Annotated in this window: 19 protein-coding genes and 1 pseudogene; 11 read left to right on the top strand and 9 right to left on the bottom strand. The window is 58.5% G+C overall.

What is annotated here, in order from left to right:
• Positions 1–92: 92 nt before the first annotated feature.
• Positions 93–242 (bottom strand): hypothetical protein, encoded by a 150-nt coding sequence (locus FKP33_RS27375; RefSeq protein WP_164751720.1) that lies wholly within the window; start codon positions 240–242, stop codon positions 93–95.
• Positions 243–434: 192 nt separating this feature from the next.
• Between FKP33_RS27375 and FKP33_RS25205 the strand changes: the two genes are divergently transcribed.
• Positions 435–971 (top strand): hypothetical protein, encoded by a 537-nt coding sequence (locus FKP33_RS25205; RefSeq protein WP_127605102.1) that lies wholly within the window; start codon positions 435–437, stop codon positions 969–971.
• Between the two features lie 301 nt (positions 972–1,272).
• On the opposite strand, the gene FKP33_RS27370 is transcribed toward FKP33_RS25205, so the two are convergent.
• The 4 genes from FKP33_RS27370 to FKP33_RS25195 form a co-directional block, all read right to left on the bottom strand.
• Positions 1,273–1,437 carry a hypothetical protein gene (locus FKP33_RS27370; RefSeq protein WP_164751719.1) on the bottom strand — a complete coding sequence of 55 codons (165 nt, stop codon included), beginning with the start codon at positions 1,435–1,437 and terminating at the stop codon, positions 1,273–1,275.
• On the bottom strand, positions 1,427–1,591 hold the full coding sequence (locus FKP33_RS27365) for a hypothetical protein (protein WP_164751718.1): 165 nt from the start codon (positions 1,589–1,591) through the stop codon (positions 1,427–1,429). Before FKP33_RS27365 ends, FKP33_RS27370 begins: the two co-directional genes overlap by 11 nt.
• A 132-nt stretch (positions 1,592–1,723) precedes the next feature.
• Positions 1,724–4,048 (bottom strand): transglycosylase domain-containing protein, encoded by a 2,325-nt coding sequence (locus FKP33_RS25200; RefSeq protein ID WP_236595719.1) that lies wholly within the window; start codon positions 4,046–4,048, stop codon positions 1,724–1,726.
• A gap of 189 nt (positions 4,049–4,237) precedes the next feature.
• Entirely contained in the window at positions 4,238–4,702 is a 465-nt protein-coding gene (locus FKP33_RS25195) for a hypothetical protein (RefSeq protein ID WP_141336669.1), read from the bottom strand.
• Between the two features lie 279 nt (positions 4,703–4,981).
• Between FKP33_RS25195 and FKP33_RS25190 the strand changes: the two genes are divergently transcribed.
• Together FKP33_RS25190 and FKP33_RS25185 are read left to right on the top strand one after the other, a co-directional pair.
• Positions 4,982–5,467, top strand: coding sequence for a CBO0543 family protein (locus tag FKP33_RS25190; RefSeq protein WP_141336668.1), 486 nt, complete (start codon positions 4,982–4,984; stop codon positions 5,465–5,467).
• A gap of 7 nt (positions 5,468–5,474) precedes the next feature.
• A complete protein-coding gene (locus tag FKP33_RS25185; protein ID WP_141336667.1) occupies positions 5,475–5,963 on the top strand; it encodes a CBO0543 family protein in 489 nt (162 codons plus the stop codon).
• Positions 5,964–6,118: 155 nt separating this feature from the next.
• On the opposite strand, the gene FKP33_RS25180 is transcribed toward FKP33_RS25185, so the two are convergent.
• Positions 6,119–6,892 (bottom strand): Cof-type HAD-IIB family hydrolase, encoded by a 774-nt coding sequence (locus FKP33_RS25180; protein WP_054800276.1) that lies wholly within the window; start codon positions 6,890–6,892, stop codon positions 6,119–6,121.
• A 262-nt stretch (positions 6,893–7,154) separates the two neighbouring features.
• On the opposite strand from FKP33_RS25180, the gene FKP33_RS25175 reads away from it, so the two are divergent.
• Positions 7,155–7,307 (top strand): hypothetical protein, encoded by a 153-nt coding sequence (locus FKP33_RS25175; protein WP_181410278.1) that lies wholly within the window; start codon positions 7,155–7,157, stop codon positions 7,305–7,307.
• Positions 7,308–7,331: 24 nt separating this feature from the next.
• On the opposite strand, the gene FKP33_RS25170 is transcribed toward FKP33_RS25175, so the two are convergent.
• Entirely contained in the window at positions 7,332–7,736 is a 405-nt protein-coding gene (locus FKP33_RS25170; protein ID WP_141336665.1) for a hypothetical protein, read from the bottom strand.
• Between the two features lie 74 nt (positions 7,737–7,810).
• Here FKP33_RS25170 and rluF point away from each other — a divergent pair, with 74 nt between their 5' ends.
• A complete protein-coding gene (rluF, locus tag FKP33_RS25165) occupies positions 7,811–8,515 on the top strand; it encodes a 23S rRNA pseudouridine(2604) synthase RluF (protein WP_054798123.1) in 705 nt (234 codons plus the stop codon).
• Between the two features lie 48 nt (positions 8,516–8,563).
• On the opposite strand, the gene FKP33_RS25160 is transcribed toward rluF, so the two are convergent.
• The gene (locus FKP33_RS25160) at positions 8,564–9,256 is read right to left on the bottom strand and encodes a response regulator transcription factor (protein WP_054800277.1); all 693 of its coding nucleotides are present in this window, start codon (positions 9,254–9,256) and stop codon (positions 8,564–8,566) included.
• Positions 9,257–9,465: 209 nt separating this feature from the next.
• Here FKP33_RS25160 and FKP33_RS25155 point away from each other — a divergent pair.
• Positions 9,466–10,956, top strand: a pseudogene (locus FKP33_RS25155) (7TM diverse intracellular signaling domain-containing protein); the annotation flags it as partial.
• Positions 10,957–10,974: 18 nt separating this feature from the next.
• Positions 10,975–11,466 (top strand): sensor histidine kinase, encoded by a 492-nt coding sequence (locus FKP33_RS28795; protein ID WP_372814200.1) that lies wholly within the window; start codon positions 10,975–10,977, stop codon positions 11,464–11,466.
• Positions 11,467–11,555: 89 nt separating this feature from the next.
• Here FKP33_RS28795 and FKP33_RS25150 read toward each other — a convergent pair whose 3' ends face one another.
• Positions 11,556–12,422: an AraC family transcriptional regulator gene (locus FKP33_RS25150; RefSeq protein WP_054800279.1), complete on the bottom strand. Its 867-nt coding sequence runs from the start codon at positions 12,420–12,422 to the stop codon at positions 11,556–11,558.
• Positions 12,423–12,640: 218 nt separating this feature from the next.
• Between FKP33_RS25150 and FKP33_RS25145 the strand changes: the two genes are divergently transcribed.
• From FKP33_RS25145 to FKP33_RS25130, 4 genes are all read left to right on the top strand, one after another.
• Positions 12,641–13,813, top strand: coding sequence for a galactokinase (locus tag FKP33_RS25145; protein WP_141336663.1), 1,173 nt, complete (start codon positions 12,641–12,643; stop codon positions 13,811–13,813).
• Between the two features lie 19 nt (positions 13,814–13,832).
• Entirely contained in the window at positions 13,833–14,819 is a 987-nt protein-coding gene (gene galE, locus FKP33_RS25140; protein WP_141336662.1) for a UDP-glucose 4-epimerase GalE, read from the top strand.
• A 157-nt stretch (positions 14,820–14,976) separates the two neighbouring features.
• Positions 14,977–16,569 carry a UDP-glucose--hexose-1-phosphate uridylyltransferase gene (locus FKP33_RS25135; RefSeq protein ID WP_141336661.1) on the top strand — a complete coding sequence of 531 codons (1,593 nt, stop codon included), beginning with the start codon at positions 14,977–14,979 and terminating at the stop codon, positions 16,567–16,569.
• Between the two features lie 262 nt (positions 16,570–16,831).
• A partial coding sequence (locus tag FKP33_RS25130) for a methyl-accepting chemotaxis protein (RefSeq protein WP_141336660.1) occupies positions 16,832–19,058 on the top strand: 2,227 nt, incomplete at its 3' end.

Genomic DNA, 19,058 nt, shown 5'->3' with positions numbered 1-19,058 from the left:
GCAAGCACGGCGAACAACCGCAAGACGCCATGCCCCGAGGGGCGGCGTTTTGCGGTTGTTTTCGGTGCAGCCGTCAGGACGGCCGGGTGCGGTTATTTCTTTTCCTTTTGCGTCGCGCCGGGTAAATTTTTCGTGGTTTTCACATTTTCTACGGTATCGTTGACGAACTCCAGATCTTGATTCTCGGCGGACATGGAAGCGGTGCCCTCGTAGTTGCCTTGATGCTTCTTGTTCTCGGACATGGCGTGATCCTCCTTTCTCCCCATAGGATCGGACTTCGATTATTAACGTGCGCAGCCTGCTTGCAAAATATGCTTCCTGACTGCGGGCAAAGGCGGGGCGGGCCGCGGCTCGGAGGCGAATGCCGGATGCCTGGCATGGTATACTAAACCAAAAAGATCCCCAACGCTCGAAACCCGAGGAGGATGATGGCGATGGCCAAGCAAAACGTGAAGGTGCCTTTCGGTTACGAACCCCCGAAGTCGCGGGAATCGGAGCGCGGCAGCTTGTGGGTGTACGACAGCTTCGCGGACTATTCGCTGCAGGAGCTGCAGCCGCTTCTTCGGTTGGCCGAAGAACGGAGCATCGCGAAGCTGGTGTTTTATCCGCTGCATGAAGAGACCGTGCGCCGCATGGAGAAAGAGCCGGTCGAGCCTTACTACCGGCGTGTGGACGCGCTGGAAGCTTTGCTGGATGAGGCTGAATCGGGCGTGGATTGGACGATTGAGCGGTTCGAAGGCAAGCGGAAGAAATATACGCCGATGGACACGGCCTTCCGGTTTCTGGAGGAAAAGTACGCCTCCCCGTACTTCGTGTATGTGAGCGCAGCGATGGCCGGCAGGCTGGCCGGTTACGAGAGCTTCGAGCCGTGGATCAAAAAAGTGCGCATGTTCATAGCCGGTGGCAGCGGCGAATTTTACTCGGCCCATCCGATGCTGCAGAAGCACTCGAACCGGTGGGAGCGGGTGTAGAAGGCGGCGGGGGACGGGCTAAGCGGCGGCCCGTTTGTCTGCGCCGGGGACGCTTGCACAGAAAGTGGAGGGATGGCGCTTGATCGGGCGAGGGGGAAGGCGTCCTGCGGAGAGAATGGAACGATGTTGCCTTATTCGAACGATGTTCGGATGACAGGCCGGAAGAAGATGTGAATAGCGAGCTATAGTTTCGCTATTTGCGGAATAGGCTCGCTGACGGAGTCAAGCCAAGCTGGCGACAAATACGAGAGCCCGCCCGGGAGTCACCGGGCGGGCTCATTCGGGTAGGCGGTGGCGGGAATTAATCGTCGGGCGTACGGTCCACGAACAGCCTGGTGACCGGCGTTGACTCCCCCTGCCGCACCTCTTGTTCCGTTGCCTTCTCCTCCAGCGGATCGTGCGTGTTCATGCCAGGGGCGACGGTAGGTTCATGCGGATGCGCCGCCGGGGCGTCGTCATGCGTCATGCCGTTCGCCTCCTTCCGCGTGTGCATAAGCGATAAGCGTAATCTCATCGCCGGTCAGCTCGGCGAGCTTCGATTCGGCTTGCCGAATGATACGAACGGCTTCGTCGGTTTGCGGCAGCGAAGCAACTTCGTATCGGTTCGTTTCGATTTTCATACGGGGCCTCCCTCGATTCGTTATTCCGTTCCACAGGGAACGCAAATAGGTTTCCCGCCGGGTGACGGGGGCATACCGAAAGCCCCTCGCCGTAAGGGTAAGGGGCTTTCGGTATGCGGGAGGAAGCACGGCTTAATCGTCATCGTCGTCGTGCTTGCGGTTTTTTTTCTTGTCCTCTTTGCGGTCGTATTTATTCTCGAAAAACCTGTAGTCACGTTTATCCGGCTTTTCTATATCTTCCTCCGACTTTCTCTGTCTTTCACGCTCTTGATCCTCCGCTTGCTTGCGAGCCTGCTCGATGGCGCGCTGCACTTCTTCCGGTACGGGAAAATCTTTCACCGGCACCCCTTGCAAAGCGCGGGTCATCATTTCCTTGAACAGCGTCGCCGGCACGGCCCCTCCCGACGTCGTCAAGTAATGGTTGCGGTCGGTTTGGTCGTACCCGACCCAGACAGCGGCCGCCAATTCGGGTGTAAACCCGACAAACCATGCATCTTTGGCGCCGTTCTGGCCTACCGCGGCGAACTCCTGCGTCGCCGGCAGCTGGGTCGTTCCCGTCTTGCCGGCGGTTGGCCGCCCGTTCAGCAGCGCGGCCTGGCCTGTGCCGGACGTGACGGCTTCCTGCAGCAGCGTCCGCAGCGTATACGCATGGACCGGCGCGGTCACGTCCGTCCGCTGCGGGTGCGCCTCGATCACGGGCTTGCCGTCCTTGGTGGTGATGCGCGTGATGGCATGCGCTTCCTGCATGACGCCCTGGTTGGCGATGGCGGCGTAGGCCTGCGCCATCTGCAGCGGCGAGACGCCTTCGGACAGCCCGCCGAGCGCCAGGCTGAGATGCTTATCGGCAGCCGGCAGCGTGATGCCCGACCGTCTCAAATAATCGAGCCCGGTATTCAGGCCGATTTCGTTCAGCAGCCAGACGGCGGGAATGTTCCACGAGCGGGTGACGGCTTCGCGCAAGGACACTTCTCCGCGGGTTTGGCCGTCCCAGTCCCGCGGCCGGTAGCCGCCGATATCGAGCTCGCCGTCAAAGAGCATGGAGTCGGGCGTATAGCCGTGTTCCAGCGCGGGTCCGTACACGGCCAGCGGCTTGAACGTCGAGCCCGGCTGGCGCTTGAGCTCGGTGGCGCGGTTGAAGCCGCGGTACGTCTGCTCGCCCCGGCCGCCGATCACAGCCCGCACGGCGCCGCTGGCAGGCTCGAGCACAACGGCGGCCGCCTGGACGAGCTTCTGATCCGGGCTTGCCGGGAATAGCTCTTGCCGGGCGAATACGGCTTCCGCCGACTGCTGCACAGTGAGGTCCATCGTCGTATGGATGCGCAGCCCCATCGTCAGCAATTGCTGCTCGGTGAAGCCGTATTTCGTTTCCGCTTCATCCATCACATAATCGACGAACGCCGGAAATTTCCCCTTCAGCGATTCGCCGCTTTCCGCCTTCAGCCGGATCGGTTCGGCAACCGCTTGCCCGTAATCGGCCGCTTCGATCAGCTGCTGCTCTTTCATTAAGGACAATACGAGATTTCGTCGTGTCAATGCTTCCTCGGGATGCTTGACCGGTGAATACCGGGAAGGGGCTTTCGGAAGCCCGGCGAGCAGCGCGGCTTCGGCCAGCGTCACCTTGTTCACCGGCTTCCCGAAATAATGCTGGGCGGCCCCCTCGACGCCCCACTGTCCTTCACCGAAATAAATGCTGTTCAGATACAGCTCGAGAATCTCGTCCTTGCTGTAGGCGAAGTGTATTTTTATGGCGTAGCCGAGCTCTTTTATTTTACGGGTTAGCGTTTTGTCCGAGGACAAGAACATATTTTTGGCCAGCTGTTGGGTGATGGTGCTGCCGCCTTCGTCGAAAGAGCCGGATTGAAGATCGCGCATCAATGCGCGGGCGATCGATCGCAGATCGTAGCCGCGGTGCTCGTAGAAGCGCCGATCCTCGACCGCGACGATCGCGTGCTGCAAATGCTTCGGCATTTGCGCTAGCGGCACCGGCTCGATTTTGGACGACGAGAGCTCGGAAACCGGCTGGCCGCTTGCGTCGAGCACGAAGCTCGCTTCAGGCAGCGGATGCTCCAGCTTGCTGATATCGAGACCGCTGATCCAGGCCGAAGCGAGCCCCAGACCGAGCGCACCAAGCAGCAGGCCGAACAAGACCGCCCACAACCATGGCCGGTACCGGCTGCGTGGGGCGACAGGGATCGGATGGTATGGGCTGGCGAGCGGCCTCTGCCACCCGGCCATGGAAGCGTCGCCCGCCTCGGCCGGGCCGCTGTCGCGAGGCGCGCCCGCATCCGCCCGGGCCGCCTTGCCGCGCTGCGCCCCGGTTGCAGCCTCGGCCTGCGCCGCGGTACCGGCGTCCTTGTCACGGGCGGAGCGCCAGGTCGCCCGCATCGCTCGCGCCGGCGAGTCATTCCGCAATTGGCCCGTGTGGGGCGTTGAGTCGGGTTGCTGGGGTGGTTTCATAGATCTGCCCCCTATATGTGATGCGCCATACTGGCGTAAAATTGAACGGTTCCACGCACGTTTCAGGCGTCTGTTTAATGTATTCGCAAGCTTCGACACTTTTGTGCAGGTGGACGAACTGCAAAAAGAGCCCCCGAAACCGAATTCCATCCGGCGGAGGCCCTTGGCGTGCGTGTACAACAATGCTTATTACTGAATCGGGTCGGGAATCATACCGTTCTCGCGCACTTGGGCGTTTGTCGGCATCTTGGCCATCACATGGCCCAGTCGCTTGACATCTTCCTCATTGCCTGCCATCTGCCCGTTCATGGCGTGTTCAATCGACGTCGACGCCGACTTCTTCTTGACCGGGCCATTCTCCAAATATTGCGCGAGATCGAGCATAATGTCATCAGCTGCGTCCGCCACGGGATCGGGAACATAGCCCCGGGCCGCAAAGGCCGCTTCGTTCAAATTGATGTGCGTCATCCCGTTCTCCAGGGTATGCGCGTAAACGCGAAACGGATATTCCTTCAATGTCACAGGGTCGCGAAACGACAGTTCGTAGACGGTGCCTTCTTTAGCGGACGATTCGGTAAAGCCTACAACAGCGAGCATGCTGTGCACATGGGCAAACGGTTTGGCGATCGACGGCAGCGTTTTTTTACGGGACATACGGAACACTCCTTCGATAGAAACTTCGGCGCCCTCATTTGATCCCTGAGGACCGCTGTGGAACCGAGTACCCTGTATTTACCCGTCATGGACAAGCATGAAACCAGGTTAGGGGAGAAAGGGGCCAAAATACCTGTATTTTTTCCAAAAACCGGGATTATTCGCGAGTCACTCTTCATTTTATTTCCAAAAAAATTGAATAAGATGACGGAGCGGTGACAACAGTATAAGTAGCGGAGGCCGGTCTGGCGCCTCTTCATTCACGAATAGGGGGGACCTATGCTGCTGCAATTCGACGTGATCGTCCAATGGGGGATCGTGTTGCTATCGGTAGCCTTACTGGCTTCGGTTCTCCGTCGGGGTAACTTTCGCAAGGCGGCTGTCGCATTCCTGGCGTACCAAACGCTTTCGTGGGGGATCGACTTTCTGATCGTTCTGTTCAAGCTGGCGGAGTATCCGGTTCACTTTTTTTCCCGGGCGACGGACAACGGCTTTGAATTCAGTTATTTGTTCAGCCCGGCGGCTTTTACCGTTTTTTATATGACTTATCCTCACAAGAGGGAACGAAGCCGCAAATGGATGCACTACGCGATATTCGCGGTAACCATGGGGCTTTTTAAATCGATGCTTTCCCGGTATACGAATACCGTGGAGTTTTTGTCGACCAACGCCCTGACGGTGACGCTAATCGTAGGGCTGGAATATGCGCTCGTCTATCGGTACGTGAATTGGTTTAACGGGAAAATTGAAGCGTTGAGAAGCTAGGTGTCCTATGTATTGGCTGGAACGTTTATTATTAATTACCGTCGTCATGATCTCATTTGGCATCATTTGGCTTATTCCGAAGGAACAGCGATTAAAGGCGAATTTCGTATTTCTATTTGCGGGTCTGCCGGTTTGGATTTTGGGGCTGCTGGTGGTTGAGCTCGGGCTCATCGAATACCCGGTGCGGGAATTGCATCAAGTTAACCGAACGAGCTTTATCTTCGAATACTTGGCGCTGCCGGTCCTGTGCGCGTTGTTTACTGCGCGGTATCCGGAAGGCGCACCGGTCTGGAAGCGAATCGGCTACTATGTGCTGTTCTGTTCCGCATTGACGATAGCCGAATATATGATCCAAAAATATACGCTGTTGATTCGGTACGTCCGTCTGTGGGACTGGTATTGGACCTTTGTCTCCGAAGCGTTCGTGTTCTGGCTTACGCGACGGGCCGCCGTTCTTTTTTTCAAAGACAGGAAACCGGTCAAACCGGTGAAATAAGCTTGGATGTACAGGTACAGGTAAGGCCGCTGCGTCAGCCCGATGGTTCGGTTGCTGCTGCAGCGGCCTCTTTCGGTCAACCGACCGGCCGTCGGTGCTGCGGTCGCGTACGATTGAACGGCGGGCCGGACAGCAGGTATAATGATGATGAACAATCAGATTAAACCGACTTGCTTTAACCCGTGCCAAATGCCGTCTTCGGAACTGGTAGCGGTGACACGGTCGGCGACGGCCTTCACTTCGTCGGAGGCGTTGCCCATGGCGATGCCGGTGCCTACCCAAGCAAGCATTTCCTTATCGTTCAAGCCGTCGCCGAAGGCGTAACATTGGGCTGGCGCAGCGCCGACCGCTTCCAGCAGCTTCTGAATGCCCACTGCTTTCGAGCCGCCTGCGGGCATGACGTCGGCTGCTAACCGGTGCCAGCGGTGATACCGGTATTCGGGGAAGCGGGCCGTATAAAGCGGCTCTTCCTCCACCGGGCAGAACAGGTACGCTTGATATACGGGCGAATGGGTATAAAAGAGCGGATCGACAGGCGGGTATTCCAAGCTGAGCGCCCCGAAGCTGGCGTCGATCAGCGGATGAGCCGCATGGGATGCGCACAGCATCGCATGACTGCTGAACGCCAGACAGTGTCCGCGTTCCTCCGCGAATTCGCACATGTCGCGAAGCCGATCCGGCGGCAACCGGTGGGCGTATATCTCACGGCCTTCGTACACGACGTATTGGCCGTTGGCCGACACGTAGGTGTCGATGTTCAGCTCCTCGCGGATCCACTCGAATTGACTGGGCGTCCGGCCGGTTGCGATAGCGGTTCGGATACCGCTGCGCTGCAGCAGCCCGATGGCCTGTTTGGTCGTTTGGGGCAGACGGTTGCGCTCGTCAAGCAGCGTGCCGTCGATATCGAAAAATACGATGGTCTCGTTCATGGTTTATACACCTCCGGGTGATGGCATTGTGCGGCAGCCGTCCCGCCTGGCCTCGGAAGCGGGCATCCTGAAAATGCTCCCCCATCGTCTATAGGCCGAGCGTTGTCCCGCCGTCCCGCCGCATGGCGAAGCGCATCCGCGAGCCTGGCGACCGCCCGGAGCGCCCGGCAAGCCGGGCCGCTTTGCGCTTCGAAAATCAGCTTATCTTGTGAAATGCATTTCATGTCAAGCGATTTTTTCGCAGAACGGCTCTGCAGGGGGCTTGGCTATGGCCAACATCAAACAGATCGCCCGCACGGCCGGCGTGTCCGTCACGACCGTACCCGCGGCTGCTGCACGATCGCGTCACCGGCCGCACGGACCAAGCCGAAACACACGGGCTTCTTACCGGCTGATGGAGCGGAGGACGGTGTAGCGGGCGGCCGCCAGCGAGCTCGCCTTATGCGCCATCTGCGGTCCTGACGGGTTCAGACGGGCGAGAGCGATGACGTTCCGTTCGTTTCAAGGCTCTCCACGTCCAGACCGCTCCGCTGAAGTCGATCAGGCTAAGCGCAACGAAAATCGGCTTCAGCCAGCCGAATGACACGAAGACGATCATGAACAACAGGATCGAAGCCCGCGTGTACACGGTCAGGTAGAAGAAGCCGCGCATGTTCTCCCGCGCCGCCTGGAAATAATCGAACGACAGGTACAGCAGGAACAGGCCGATCAGCCGGAGCCAAATATAGCTCTCCGCCGTATAGCCGAGCAGACCGGACAACAGGCCGGGGGCCAAGAGCAGCGTCAAGCTGAGCGCAAACATGTAAAAGCTGAAGTAAAATACGGTTTTGGCCGGATACGTCATTCCAGCATTCCCCCACAACCATGGTATGATAGATAAATAGATCATCGATCGAAAACGGAAAGCGAGAGTACGGTATGCGAATCAATAAATATATTAGCGAAACCGGGCTTTGTTCCAGACGAGAAGTGGACAAGCTGGTCGAGGCCGGGCGCATCACGATCAACGGCGTTAAGGCGGAGCTGGGCAGCCAGGTGGGCGAGGGCGACGATGTGCGCATCGACGGCAGGCCGATCCGTGCGAAGAAGCCGGCCGTGTATATAGCGCTGCACAAGCCGGTAGGCATCACGAGTACGACGGAGCGCCACGTACGCGGCAATATCGTCGATTTTGTCGGACACCGCGAACGGATCTTCCCGATCGGCCGTCTGGACAAGGACTCGGAAGGTCTGATCTTGATGACGAACGACGGCGACATCGTCAACAAAATTTTGCGCGCGGAGAACGAGCACGAGAAGGAATACATCGTCACGGTCGATCGGCCGATTACGGCTTCGTTCCTGCAAGGGATGGCCGGCGGGGTCCATATCTTGGGCACCGTTACCAAGCCGTGCGTCGTTCACCGGATGGACGAGCGGACGTTCCGCATCATCTTGACGCAGGGGCTCAACCGCCAAATTCGCCGCATGTGCGCCGCCTTCGGGTACGAGGTGCGCCGGTTGAAGCGGACGCGCATCATGAACATTAAACTTGGCGGCCTGCCGGTAGGCAAGTGGCGCGATCTGGCGCCGGACGAATTGGCCGAATTACTGCGCCGCATTGATCATGAGCCTTCGCGGTGATTGGCGGCAAGCCGGTCGCCGTAATCCCCGACTGCCGGGCATTCCGCATCAGTGGTTGAATTTGTAGCCGATCCCGCGAACGGTCAAAATATATTGGGGATCGGCCGGATTCGGCTCGATCTTCTTGCGCAGGTTGCTGATATGGACAAGCAGGGTGCGCGTATCGCCGTTGCTGTCGACGCCCCAGGTCATTTTGTACAGCTGCTCCAGCGACAGCACTTTGCCCGGCGTGCGGGCCAGATGCAGGAGCAGGTCGAACTCCTTCGACGAGAGCGGCGCAAGCTGGCCGTTCACGCGGACCGTCCGGCTGAGCAAGTCCATCTCAAGGCCGGGGAACGAGAGAAATTGGGCTTCTTCCTTGTGCTGCTCTAACAGATGGCTGCGGCGCAGGTGCGCCTTCACCCGGGCGACCAATTGACCCGGGCTGAACGGCTTCGTCATGTAATCGTCGCCGCCGATGCTGAAGCCGAGAATGATGTCCATGTCTTCGCTCTTGCAGCTCAGGAACAAAATCGGCGTCGTGTAGTGCTTCCGGATTTGCCGGCATACTTCAATGCCGTCCAGCTCGGGCAGCAAGATGTCGAGGATGACCAGATCGGGCCGGTGCTCCTGCACCATCTCGACCGCTTCCGCTCCGTTCGAAGAGCTTAATACTTCGTATCCCTCTTTTTCCAAATAAAGTGTAATTAATTCGACAATTTCCGTTTCGTCGTCTACGATTAATATTTTTTCTCCAGACATCGAGTTTCTCCTCCAAATAGCCGTCCGCTGTTGAATTCCCCATTCCCAAAACTTGTGGTTTCATATACGATAATAGACAGAATTGGCAATAACCAACAAGAAAGAAAGTGGTATCGATTTCCAGAAACATCTTTTATTATAAATGGTTTCGGGTGTTTATTTCCATACTTTTGTTTGCCCTGCTCACGTCGGTATCCGGCTATCGGCCTATGGCCGCGTCCAACGAGTATGCGGGACAGGCGAATCGCGGCGAATTATCGCTGAGCGGCTACGACTGGGCAGGCGGGCCGTACGTTCGGCTGGAGGGCGAGTGGGAGTTCTATTGGGGGGCTCTGCTGACGCCTGATCAGCTTCACGCCGGGGAACGGCCGGAGTCTTCTTATATCCGGGTGCCTGGCGCCTGGAACGGTGCAGCCGTGAACGGAGGGAAAGCAAGCGGCAGCGGGTACGGCACGTATAGGCTGATGGTCGCACTGGATGGGCAACCGAGAACGTATGCGTTGAAAATGCCTTATGTCGAAACGGCCTATACCGTATGGGTGAACGGCGAGCTGTTGGGGCAGGTCGGTCAGGTCGGCAAGGATGCGAACGGCTCGCAGCCAAAGTTTTCGCCGCGGACGCTGCTGATCGGCTCCCCGGGTCCGACGCTGGAGCTGGTCGTACAGGTGTCCAATTTCCATTGCTTCAGCGGGGGCATGCAGGATTCCCCTATATTAGGGCTTCCTGAGCGGATCGATGCGGAGCTGCAGACGAATTTGTCGATTGAGACGATCATGGTCGGCGGGCTGCTCGCCATGGGCATTCACTACATGGTGTTGTATCTGCTGCGAAGGAAGGAAAGGGAATCGTTTTATTTCGGATTGTTTTGCCTGCTTGTAGGCATTCGAGCGCCATTCCTGGAGGCAGGCGTCATTTATTACTGGATGCCGAATCTGGATTGGCTCGTCGGGAAGAAGATCGAATCGGTTTGCTTTTTCCTCAGCATTCCGGCGATCGTCATGTTCGTGCACCTGCTCTATCCGCAGGAAGTGAAACGCGCCGCCGTTCGGCTGATGTTCGGACTCGGCATGACGTGCACGGTACTTGTCATCGTACTGCCCGTCCCTTGGATGACCTATATGGTGCCGTATTTCGAGTTGGCGACGATGGTCTCCGGCGTGTATATCGTCTTCTGCTTAGCTGTAGCGCTCTATCGCGGGCGGGAAGGGGCGACCTTCGTCATCCTCGGTACCGCCGCATATATCGCGGCGGTGTCCGTCAAAAAGTGGTTCGATCCTCAATACCTCCATACCGGGGAAGTGGCGTTCATCGGCTTATTCGCCGGCGCGATGCTGGCTTCGTTCGTGCTTAGCGTCCGGTCGACGAAGGCTATCGCCTCGGTGGAGTCGTTGTCCCGGCAGATGCGCGAGATGAACGTGGGCCTGGAGCAGAAGATTCGCGACCGCACGGCTGAGCTGGAACGGATCAACCGCAGCCTGGGGCAGGTGAACGAGGATTTGGCCCGGATGGAGACATCCCGGCGGCATCTGCTCAGCAACATCTCGCACGACCTCGGCACTCCGATGACGCTCATTCAAGGATATGTCGAAGCGTTGATGGACGGTGTCGTACAGCAGGAGCAGCAGCAGAAATATTTGAAGCTGATCCACAACCGCATTACCGGATTGAATCGGCTGATCCAGGATTTGTTCCAGCTGTCGAAGCTTGAAGCGCGTCAGATGGAATTCGACATTCATACGGTCAGCACGGACGAGCTGTTCCGCTTTTTCGACGAGCGGTACGAGCTGGAGTTGGCCGGAGGCGGGCTTCGCTTCGAGACCGCTTCGTATATCCTGCACCCGGGAGACGGCCGGCCGGCACTTGTCAAGGTCGACACCAACCGGATCGATCAGGTGCTGACCAACATCATCTACAACGCGGTGAAGCATACGCCGCAGGGCGGGCTGATCCAGTTGCATTTTATCGTGGACGAGCATTCGCTCGTGGTGCAGGTGCAGGATAACGGAACGGGCATTGCGCCCGAGGATTTGCCGTACATCTTCGACCGTTTCTATAAAAAGGACAAGTCGCGCAATACGTCCGGCGGCGGCAGCGGTCTCGGTCTTGCGATCGCCAAGGAAATCGTCGATTTCCACGGCGGCCGCATCTGGGCTCAAAGCCGGCTCGGTCAAGGGGCGTGCATCGCTTTCATGCTGCCGCTGGTCAAGTGAACCGCTTGATCGGCGGCTGCTTCGCGCGGAGGCCCCGGGCGCGCTGATCGGCAGGAAGCGCAGATGTCCGCGATGATCCGGGCCGCCGACTAAAGGAGCGAGCGGCGGTACTCGGAAGGAGACGTCTGGTACTGGCGCTTGAACTGTTTAGAGAAGTGAAGCGGATCTTGGAAGCCTACCGAGGAGGCGATTTGCTCTACGGTGAGCTCGGGCCGCTCGCGCAGCAGGCGGCGCGCTTTGTCAAGCCGCAGACGGAGCAGGAACGTGACGGGGCTGACGCCGGTATGCTCCTTGAACAAGGTGGACAAGTAGGCCCGATTGTAGCCGAGCGTCTCGGCCATCAGCTCGATGGTAATCGGCTCCGCGTATTGGGCCGACAAGTACTGCAGCGCCTGCCGCACCGTTCGTTCGCCGCCTGTCGCCGTGTCCGGGAGACGCGGCTCCGCGGGCTGCAGCGTCTCGGCGAATTCGGCCAGCAGCAAATGCAGGCAGCCCGTGGCTTTCAGTCCAGCCCCGGGGGTCCGCGCCTGGAACGCTTCCTGCGCTTGCTGGAACAAGGCCGCGATGCCGCGGTTGCCGCCCGTCCGCACAATCGGCTGCAGCGAGCTGAGGCCGATCCCGGCAAGCATCCGTGCCGCTTCCGGGCCATCGAAGGCCATCCAGCGATAATGCCACGGGCGATCGTAGTCTGCCATATATTGGATCAGTGTCCCGGGCTCGATCAGGAACGTGTCGCCTGCGCCGAGTTCATGTGTTTGCCCCGCGCACATATATGTTCCGCGCCCGGACAGCACGTGATGAAACAAATAGTAATCGACGACCTTCGGCCCGGGCCTGTGCCCGGGCTTTGTCTGGCTGTTGCCGGCGAATAGGACGACGAGACCGCCGTGTTCCTGAGACGCATTCGGGTTGGATACGACGTAGTAGCTATCGGCGCGTTTGTCGTAAGCGGCCACCGCGATCCCTCCTTCAGGGTAGTCGGACAAGGGCCGACTTCCGATGTCGCCGTAAGTATACCATGGGAATCTAACATTTTTCCATATCCAGCTGACATCATTCCATAGTTTCCCGCGTCCGGCCTGGCTATACTAAAAGCAATTAATGCAAGATTGTATGCCGCGATTCGGCGAAATTTGCACAGCAACCCTATTCTAATCGCCTGAGGTGAGCCGCGATGGCCGATATTGAAGCGTTAAAAGAACGGTTTGTAGCTTTATACGGGGCGGAAAATCCGCATCCGATCCGTGTGTTTCACGCGCCGGGGCGCGTTAATTTGATCGGGGAGCACACCGATTATAACGGAGGGTACGTGTTTCCGGCGGCGCTGACGTTCGGCACGACGATGCTGCTCCGCAAACGGGACGACGAGCTTGTCGGATTCGCCTCGACCAACTTTGAACGACACCAACATATTTCCATTCAATCGCTGGAGAACAACCCGGAGGACGGCTGGATGAACTACCCGAAAGGCGTGATCCGGGAGCTGCAGCAGCGCGGCGTTGCGGTCGGCGGCTACGACATCCTGTTCAGCGGAGCGATTCCGAACGGGGCCGGTCTTTCCTCCTCGGCTTCGATCGAGGTCGTCACGGCTTTCGGTCTGCTGACGATGGAGGGGCAGCCGACGGATCAGGTACAGATCGCCCGGCTCGCTCAGAAGGCGGAGAACGACTTCATCGGCGTGAAGTGTGGCATTATGGACCAATTCGCGGTAGCGATGGGGAAGAAGGATCATGCGGTGCTGTTGATGTGCGATACGCTGGAATATAAGCACGTTCCTTTCCAAAGCGGTGCGTATAGGCTGGTGATCGGCAATACGAATAAAAAGCGCGGGTTGGTCGATTCGGCCTACAACGAGCGCCGTTCGCAGTGCGAGCAAGCGGTGCGCGACCTGCAGGCGAGGTATCCCGAGCTCACGCTGCTCGGACAGCTCACGCTCGCGCAGTTCAACGAAGCGCAGCACTTGATTGCGGACGAAGTTGTGAAGAGGCGCGCCCGCCACGTGGCGGAAGAGATCGATCGCGTGCTGCAATCGATCGAAGTGCTGGAGCGTGGGGATTTGGCGGCGTTCGGTCGACTGATGAACGGTTCCCACGAATCGCTGCGCGATTTGTATGAAGTGACAGGCTTCGAGCTCGACTCGATGGTCGAGGCGGCTTGGCAGGTGCCCGGCGTGCTTGGCGCACGGATGACCGGCGCGGGCTTCGGCGGCTGCACGGTATCGCTGGTCCACGAGGACAGCATTGACCGGTTTATCGATGAAGTAGGCCGTTTGTATGAAGACAAGACCGGTTTGAAAGCCAGCTTTTACGTAGGTGACATCGGGGACGGCGTGAAAGAAATCGAATAAGCAGGAGGCAAAGAGGACCATGGCTGTATTGGTGACAGGCGGCGCGGGCTACATCGGTTCGCATACGGTGGCAGAGCTGCTGGCGAAGAACGAGGAGGTTGTGATCGTCGACAACCTGGAACAGGGCCATCGCGAGGCGGTGCTCGGAGGTAAGCTGTACGTCGGGGATATCCGGGATAAGGACTTCTTGGACACGGTGTTCCGGGAGAACGCGATCGACGCGGTCATTCATTTTGCGGCGAACTCGCTCGTTGGGGAAAGTATGCAGAACCCGGCCAAGTATTATCACAATAACGTATACGGCACTTTGTGTCTGCTGGAGAAGATGAACGAGCACGGCGTGAACAAAATCGTTTTCTCCTCTACGGCGGCGGCCTACGGCGAGCCGGAGAACATTCCGATTCTCGAGACGGACCGCACGCTGCCGACGAACGCTTACGGCGAAACGAAGCTGGCGATGGAGAACATGATGAAGTGGTTTGACGCCGCACACGGCATCAAGTACGTATCGCTGCGTTATTTTAACGCGGCCGGCGCGCATGAAAGCGGGCGGATCGGGGAAGATCACGATCCCGAGACGCATCTGGTGCCGATCATCCTTCAGGTGGCGCTCGGCCAGCGCCCGCACATCTCGGTGTTCGGTGAAGATTACGCGACGCCGGACGGCACGTGCATCCGTGATTATATCCACGTGTCCGATCTTGCAGACGCGCATATCTTGGCGGTGAAGAAGCTGCTCCGGGGCGGCGAGAGCCGCATATACAACCTCGGCAACGGCATAGGCTTCTCGGTCAAGGAAGTGATTGAGATTGCCCGGCAGGTGACCGGCCATCCGATCCCGGCGGTCGTGGAGGCGCGCCGCGCCGGAGATCCGGCGGTGCTTGTGGCCTCGTCCGAACGGACGCGCGAGGAGCTCGGCTGGCGGCCAAAGCGCGACCGGCTGGAGCACATCATCGCTTCGGCGTGGGCATGGCACCAAAGCCGCCCGACCGGCTACGAGGCGTAGACGTCCGGACGCGGGGAGCGCTGGAAATGCGCCCGGGGGCGGGCAAGCTGTAAACCCGGAAATACCGTGCCGTGCCGGAGTTAATCGGAGCTCCGCTATTTCGCCAGGAGGCCGTGAAGCGATGGGCTTTAAGACTTTACCTAGGGGTGTAGAGCACATGCAAAACGAACGCGAACAAGAGATCGAAGCGCTGCGCCGGAAGGCATCCTGCGATGTGGAACGGCTGCTGCAGTTCGGCCTCCGGCGCAAGCTGCTGGAGCCGCCGGACTTGTATGCGGCGCGCAACGGGCTGCTCGACTTGCTGCGTCTTGACGAGCCGTATGCGGGGGAGCTGCCGGCTGCGCCCGGCGAAGACGTCAGCGAGCTGCTGGAGCCGCTGCTCGACTACGCAGCCGCAGCCGGTATGCTCGAGGACGACAACACGACGCTGCGCGATTTGCTGGACGCCCGCATCATGGGCGTTATCATGCCGCGCCCGTCCGAGCTGATTCATCGCTTCTGGGCAACGGCCGAGCGGGACGGAATCGAGCGCGCGACGGCCGATTTCTACCGGCTGAGCATCGACTCGAACTATATTCGTATGGACCGCATTCGCAGGAATCTGTACTGGCTCGCCTCGACCGATTTCGGCAGCCTGGAAATTACGGTAAACTTGTCCAAGCCGGAGAAGGACCCGAAGGAAATCGCAATGCTCAAAAATGCGAAGCAAAGCCGCTATCCGAAGTGCTTGCTCTGTGTCGAGAACATCGGGTATGCCGGCCGGCTCAATCACCCCGCTCGGCAAAACCTGCGCGTCATTCCGCTTGAGCTGACCGGGGAACCATGGTGTTTTCAATATTCGCCTTACGTCTATTACAACGAACACAGCATCATTTTCGATAAAGAGCATCGTCCGATGATCATCTCGAGGCATACGTTCGAGCGGCTGCTCGATTTCGTGGAGCGGTTCCCGCATTATTTTGTCGGGTCCAATGCGGATTTGCCGATCGTCGGCGGGTCGATCTTGAGCCACGATCACTTTCAGGGCGGGCGGCACCGGTTTCCGATGGAGCTGGCCCCGGTGGAAGAGCGGTTCGGGCATCCGTCCTACGGCGGCGTGAAGCTTGGCGTGGTGAAGTGGCCGATGTCGGTCCTCCGCATATCAAGCCGTGACCGGGTGCAGCTGCTGGAGCTGGCCGGTGCGATTCTGGACGCATGGCGCGTTTACAGCGATCCGGACTGTGACATTCTCGCTTTCAGCGATGCGCCGGACGGGACGCGGGTGCCGCACAACACGATTACGCCGATCGCGCGCAACAACGAAGCGGGGGAGTACGAGCTGGACTTGGTGCTTCGCAATAACCGGACCAGCGAAGCGCATCCTGACGGCATTTTCCATCCGCATCGGGAGCTGCACCATATCAAGAAGGAGAACATCGGGCTGATCGAAGTGATGGGGCTCGCCGTACTGCCGGGACGCCTCAAGGACGAGCTTGAGCAAGCGGCGGCTCTATTCATCGGCGAAGCGGAGCTGGATGAGCGGATCCTGGGGGATGAAAGCCATCCGCTGCATAAGCATGCGCCGTGGCTGGCCGAATTGGCGGCGAAATACGGGAAAGGCCTGTCCCGCGGGCAAGCGGAGCAGGCGCTGCGCGAGGAAGTCGGCCGCAAGTTCGAGGCTGTGCTTCGCGACGCGGGCGTGTACAAGTACGGCGAACGGGGCCGGGAAGGGTTCCGACGATTTATTCGGCACCTCGGCTTTGAGGCTTAAACAGCGAAAACAAACAGGGAACAGGACTTGGTCGTGCACGGCAACATGCACCGCCGGGTCCTGTTCTTTGCATGCAGCGGGCTCTTGGTTCCAAGGCACTATGCGTGTAGGGGCGGCAGAGTCAAAGGTCTGGGTAGGGGGAAAGAAAACACAAAATTTTATGTATAAATTTCACATATAATGCGACGAAAGTTATATTATTTATGTTATGATATATGACATACAGAGAAAAGCATTCTAGTTGAGGATTTGGAGGGTGCATATGTTTGATTGGCTTGGTTTTCAAAAAGGGCTTCCGCTTTGGTGGTCGTATCGTCTGAATCGCGGGTTAAAGAAAGATGTCGAGGACATTTTCGAGGGCATCGCTTCTACCCGCAAAGAGTTGTTGATTGATTGGGCTAATGAATGTTGGGGACATTTGGACCGCTTGCTTGCTTTGCTGCAGGGTTCCGCAGCGTCGGAGACGCCGCTGTGGCGGCAGCCGGAGCCGGAGCAATGGGAAGATCACTGCACCTCGATGCGTCAGCGGGCTCCGGATTTTTCTGAAATTTTTCTGTTAAATGAACAAAATGAAGTGGTCTTCTCCACGTATCCGGCACATCGTACCACGGTCTATGGCGAGCAAAGTGTGATTGGTCTGGGGCTCAGTTATGCCGGATCCGGAGTGGAAGGGCGCAAATGCTTATTCGGCCCTTACAGCGACCCGACGACGCTGAAGATCGGACCGAGCACCTCGTCGTTTCACGATGCCATGACCCTGCTGTTTATCGTGCCGATCGTCGAGTCGGGCGTATGGCGAGGCGCCTTGTGCGGACGCGTGCCTAACGACGTGATCGGCGATTTGATTCAACGCGAATCCGGGCACGTGTACCCCGACTCGGGCGATAACTATTTGTTCATGGCTTCCGCCGGGCTGCAGACGCACATCGCTCCCGGCACGGCGCTTTCGCGCAGCCGGTTCGAGGACCGGACGTTTACGCACGGGGAAAATTTGAAGGACGGCGTCACCACGGATTGGGGCCAAGTGACGGTGAAGGAGCATACCGAGCTGGAGCTGCGGTTTACCGATCCGGCGACCGGCGATCTTCATCCCGGCGTAGCGAACACGATTAAGAACGGCAGCAATTTATTCGTTGAATTTCCCGGTTATTCGGACTATCGGCACATTCCGGTTATCGGTAAAGGCGTCACGTTCCGGCTGCCGCATTGCCCGGACCTCTGGGGGATGATGTGCGAAGGCGATTTGGAGGAAGTATACCGGGTTCGGGGCACGAACTGGCGGATGTTCCGTCTTCAACTGCCTTGGATCGTGTCGGGCTGTGTGGCCGCCGCAGGGCTGATCGGTTGGCTGGCGGCAAGCGCGGACGTCCCGTTCTGGCTTGCGGGAGCGGCCGCAGGGCTTCTGCAGCTGGCGATCGGTTTGGTGACGGCCTGGGTGATCTATGGCAAAGGAAGCGCGCCGCTTGCGAGGCATTTACATCAGATTCAGCGGTTTATCCGCATGAACGCCGAAGGGAAGGGCGACTTGACGCAGCGTCTGAAGCCGGAGATGTTCCAAGGCGACGAATCCCGGGAGCTGGCCAAGTGGATCAACAACATGATCGACTCGCTCGAGGGGGTCATGCTTCAAGTGAAACGGGCGGCGGCCGACGTGCTGTCGAGCCAGCGGCTGCTGAACGAATCGACGGATACGACGGCGGAATCGACGGATCGAATGAGCGGCAAGATTAATGATATGATCGGCAGCCTTCGCAAGCAGCTGCGCGATATCGACCAAGCAAAAGATGCGGTTGAAGAGATGAAGGAGACGCTGCGCGTCATCGAGGCTAACGCTTCGGGTCAAATCGCCGTCGCGCAGAACGAGGTCGAGCGGATCGGGGACAAGATGGCGCACATTTCCGCCAAGGTCGAAGAGACGAATCGGACGATCTCGACGTTCATGGAAACGACCCAGCAAATTAAAAACGTACTGCAGGTTATTGAGGAAATTTCATCCAGGACGAACCTGCTGGCGTTGAACGCCGCCATTGAAGCCGCCCGCGTCGGCGAGCACGGCAAAGGTTTTGCCGTCGTCGCTACCGAGATCCGCAAGCTGGCCGACTTGACCCGGCGTTCAACGGAAGAAATCCATGAGACGGTACAGCATATTTACACCAATGCGGAGCAGGCGTTTATTTCGATGGGGGAAGGCACCAAGGTGGTGGAAGAAGGGAGTCTGCTCGTGGCGGCCGCTTCCGAGCTGCTGAACAGCGCCTCCAGCAACGATTCGTTGAAAACGCAGGTTATCGACGAAGTGGTGAAGCTGATGGAGCGGATCGCCGAAATCAGTAAAGACAACCGCGTCATCTCCCGGGAAGTCGAGGGGAATGTCCAGGAGCTGATTACGGACACGGTGCAGGTGAAGCTGACGTCCAAACGTGTCGAAGCGATTACGGCGTTCTTGGAGCACCTCGTCAATCAGTTCCGGCTTAACGATACGCGCATCCGCT

This window comes from Paenibacillus sp. tmac-D7, assembly GCF_006519665.1.
GTDB classification, from domain to species: domain Bacteria; phylum Bacillota; class Bacilli; order Paenibacillales; family NBRC-103111; genus Paenibacillus_G; species Paenibacillus_G validus.
Note: the sequence above shows the minus strand (reverse complement) of the source record. Positions and strands in the feature narration are given on the sequence as shown.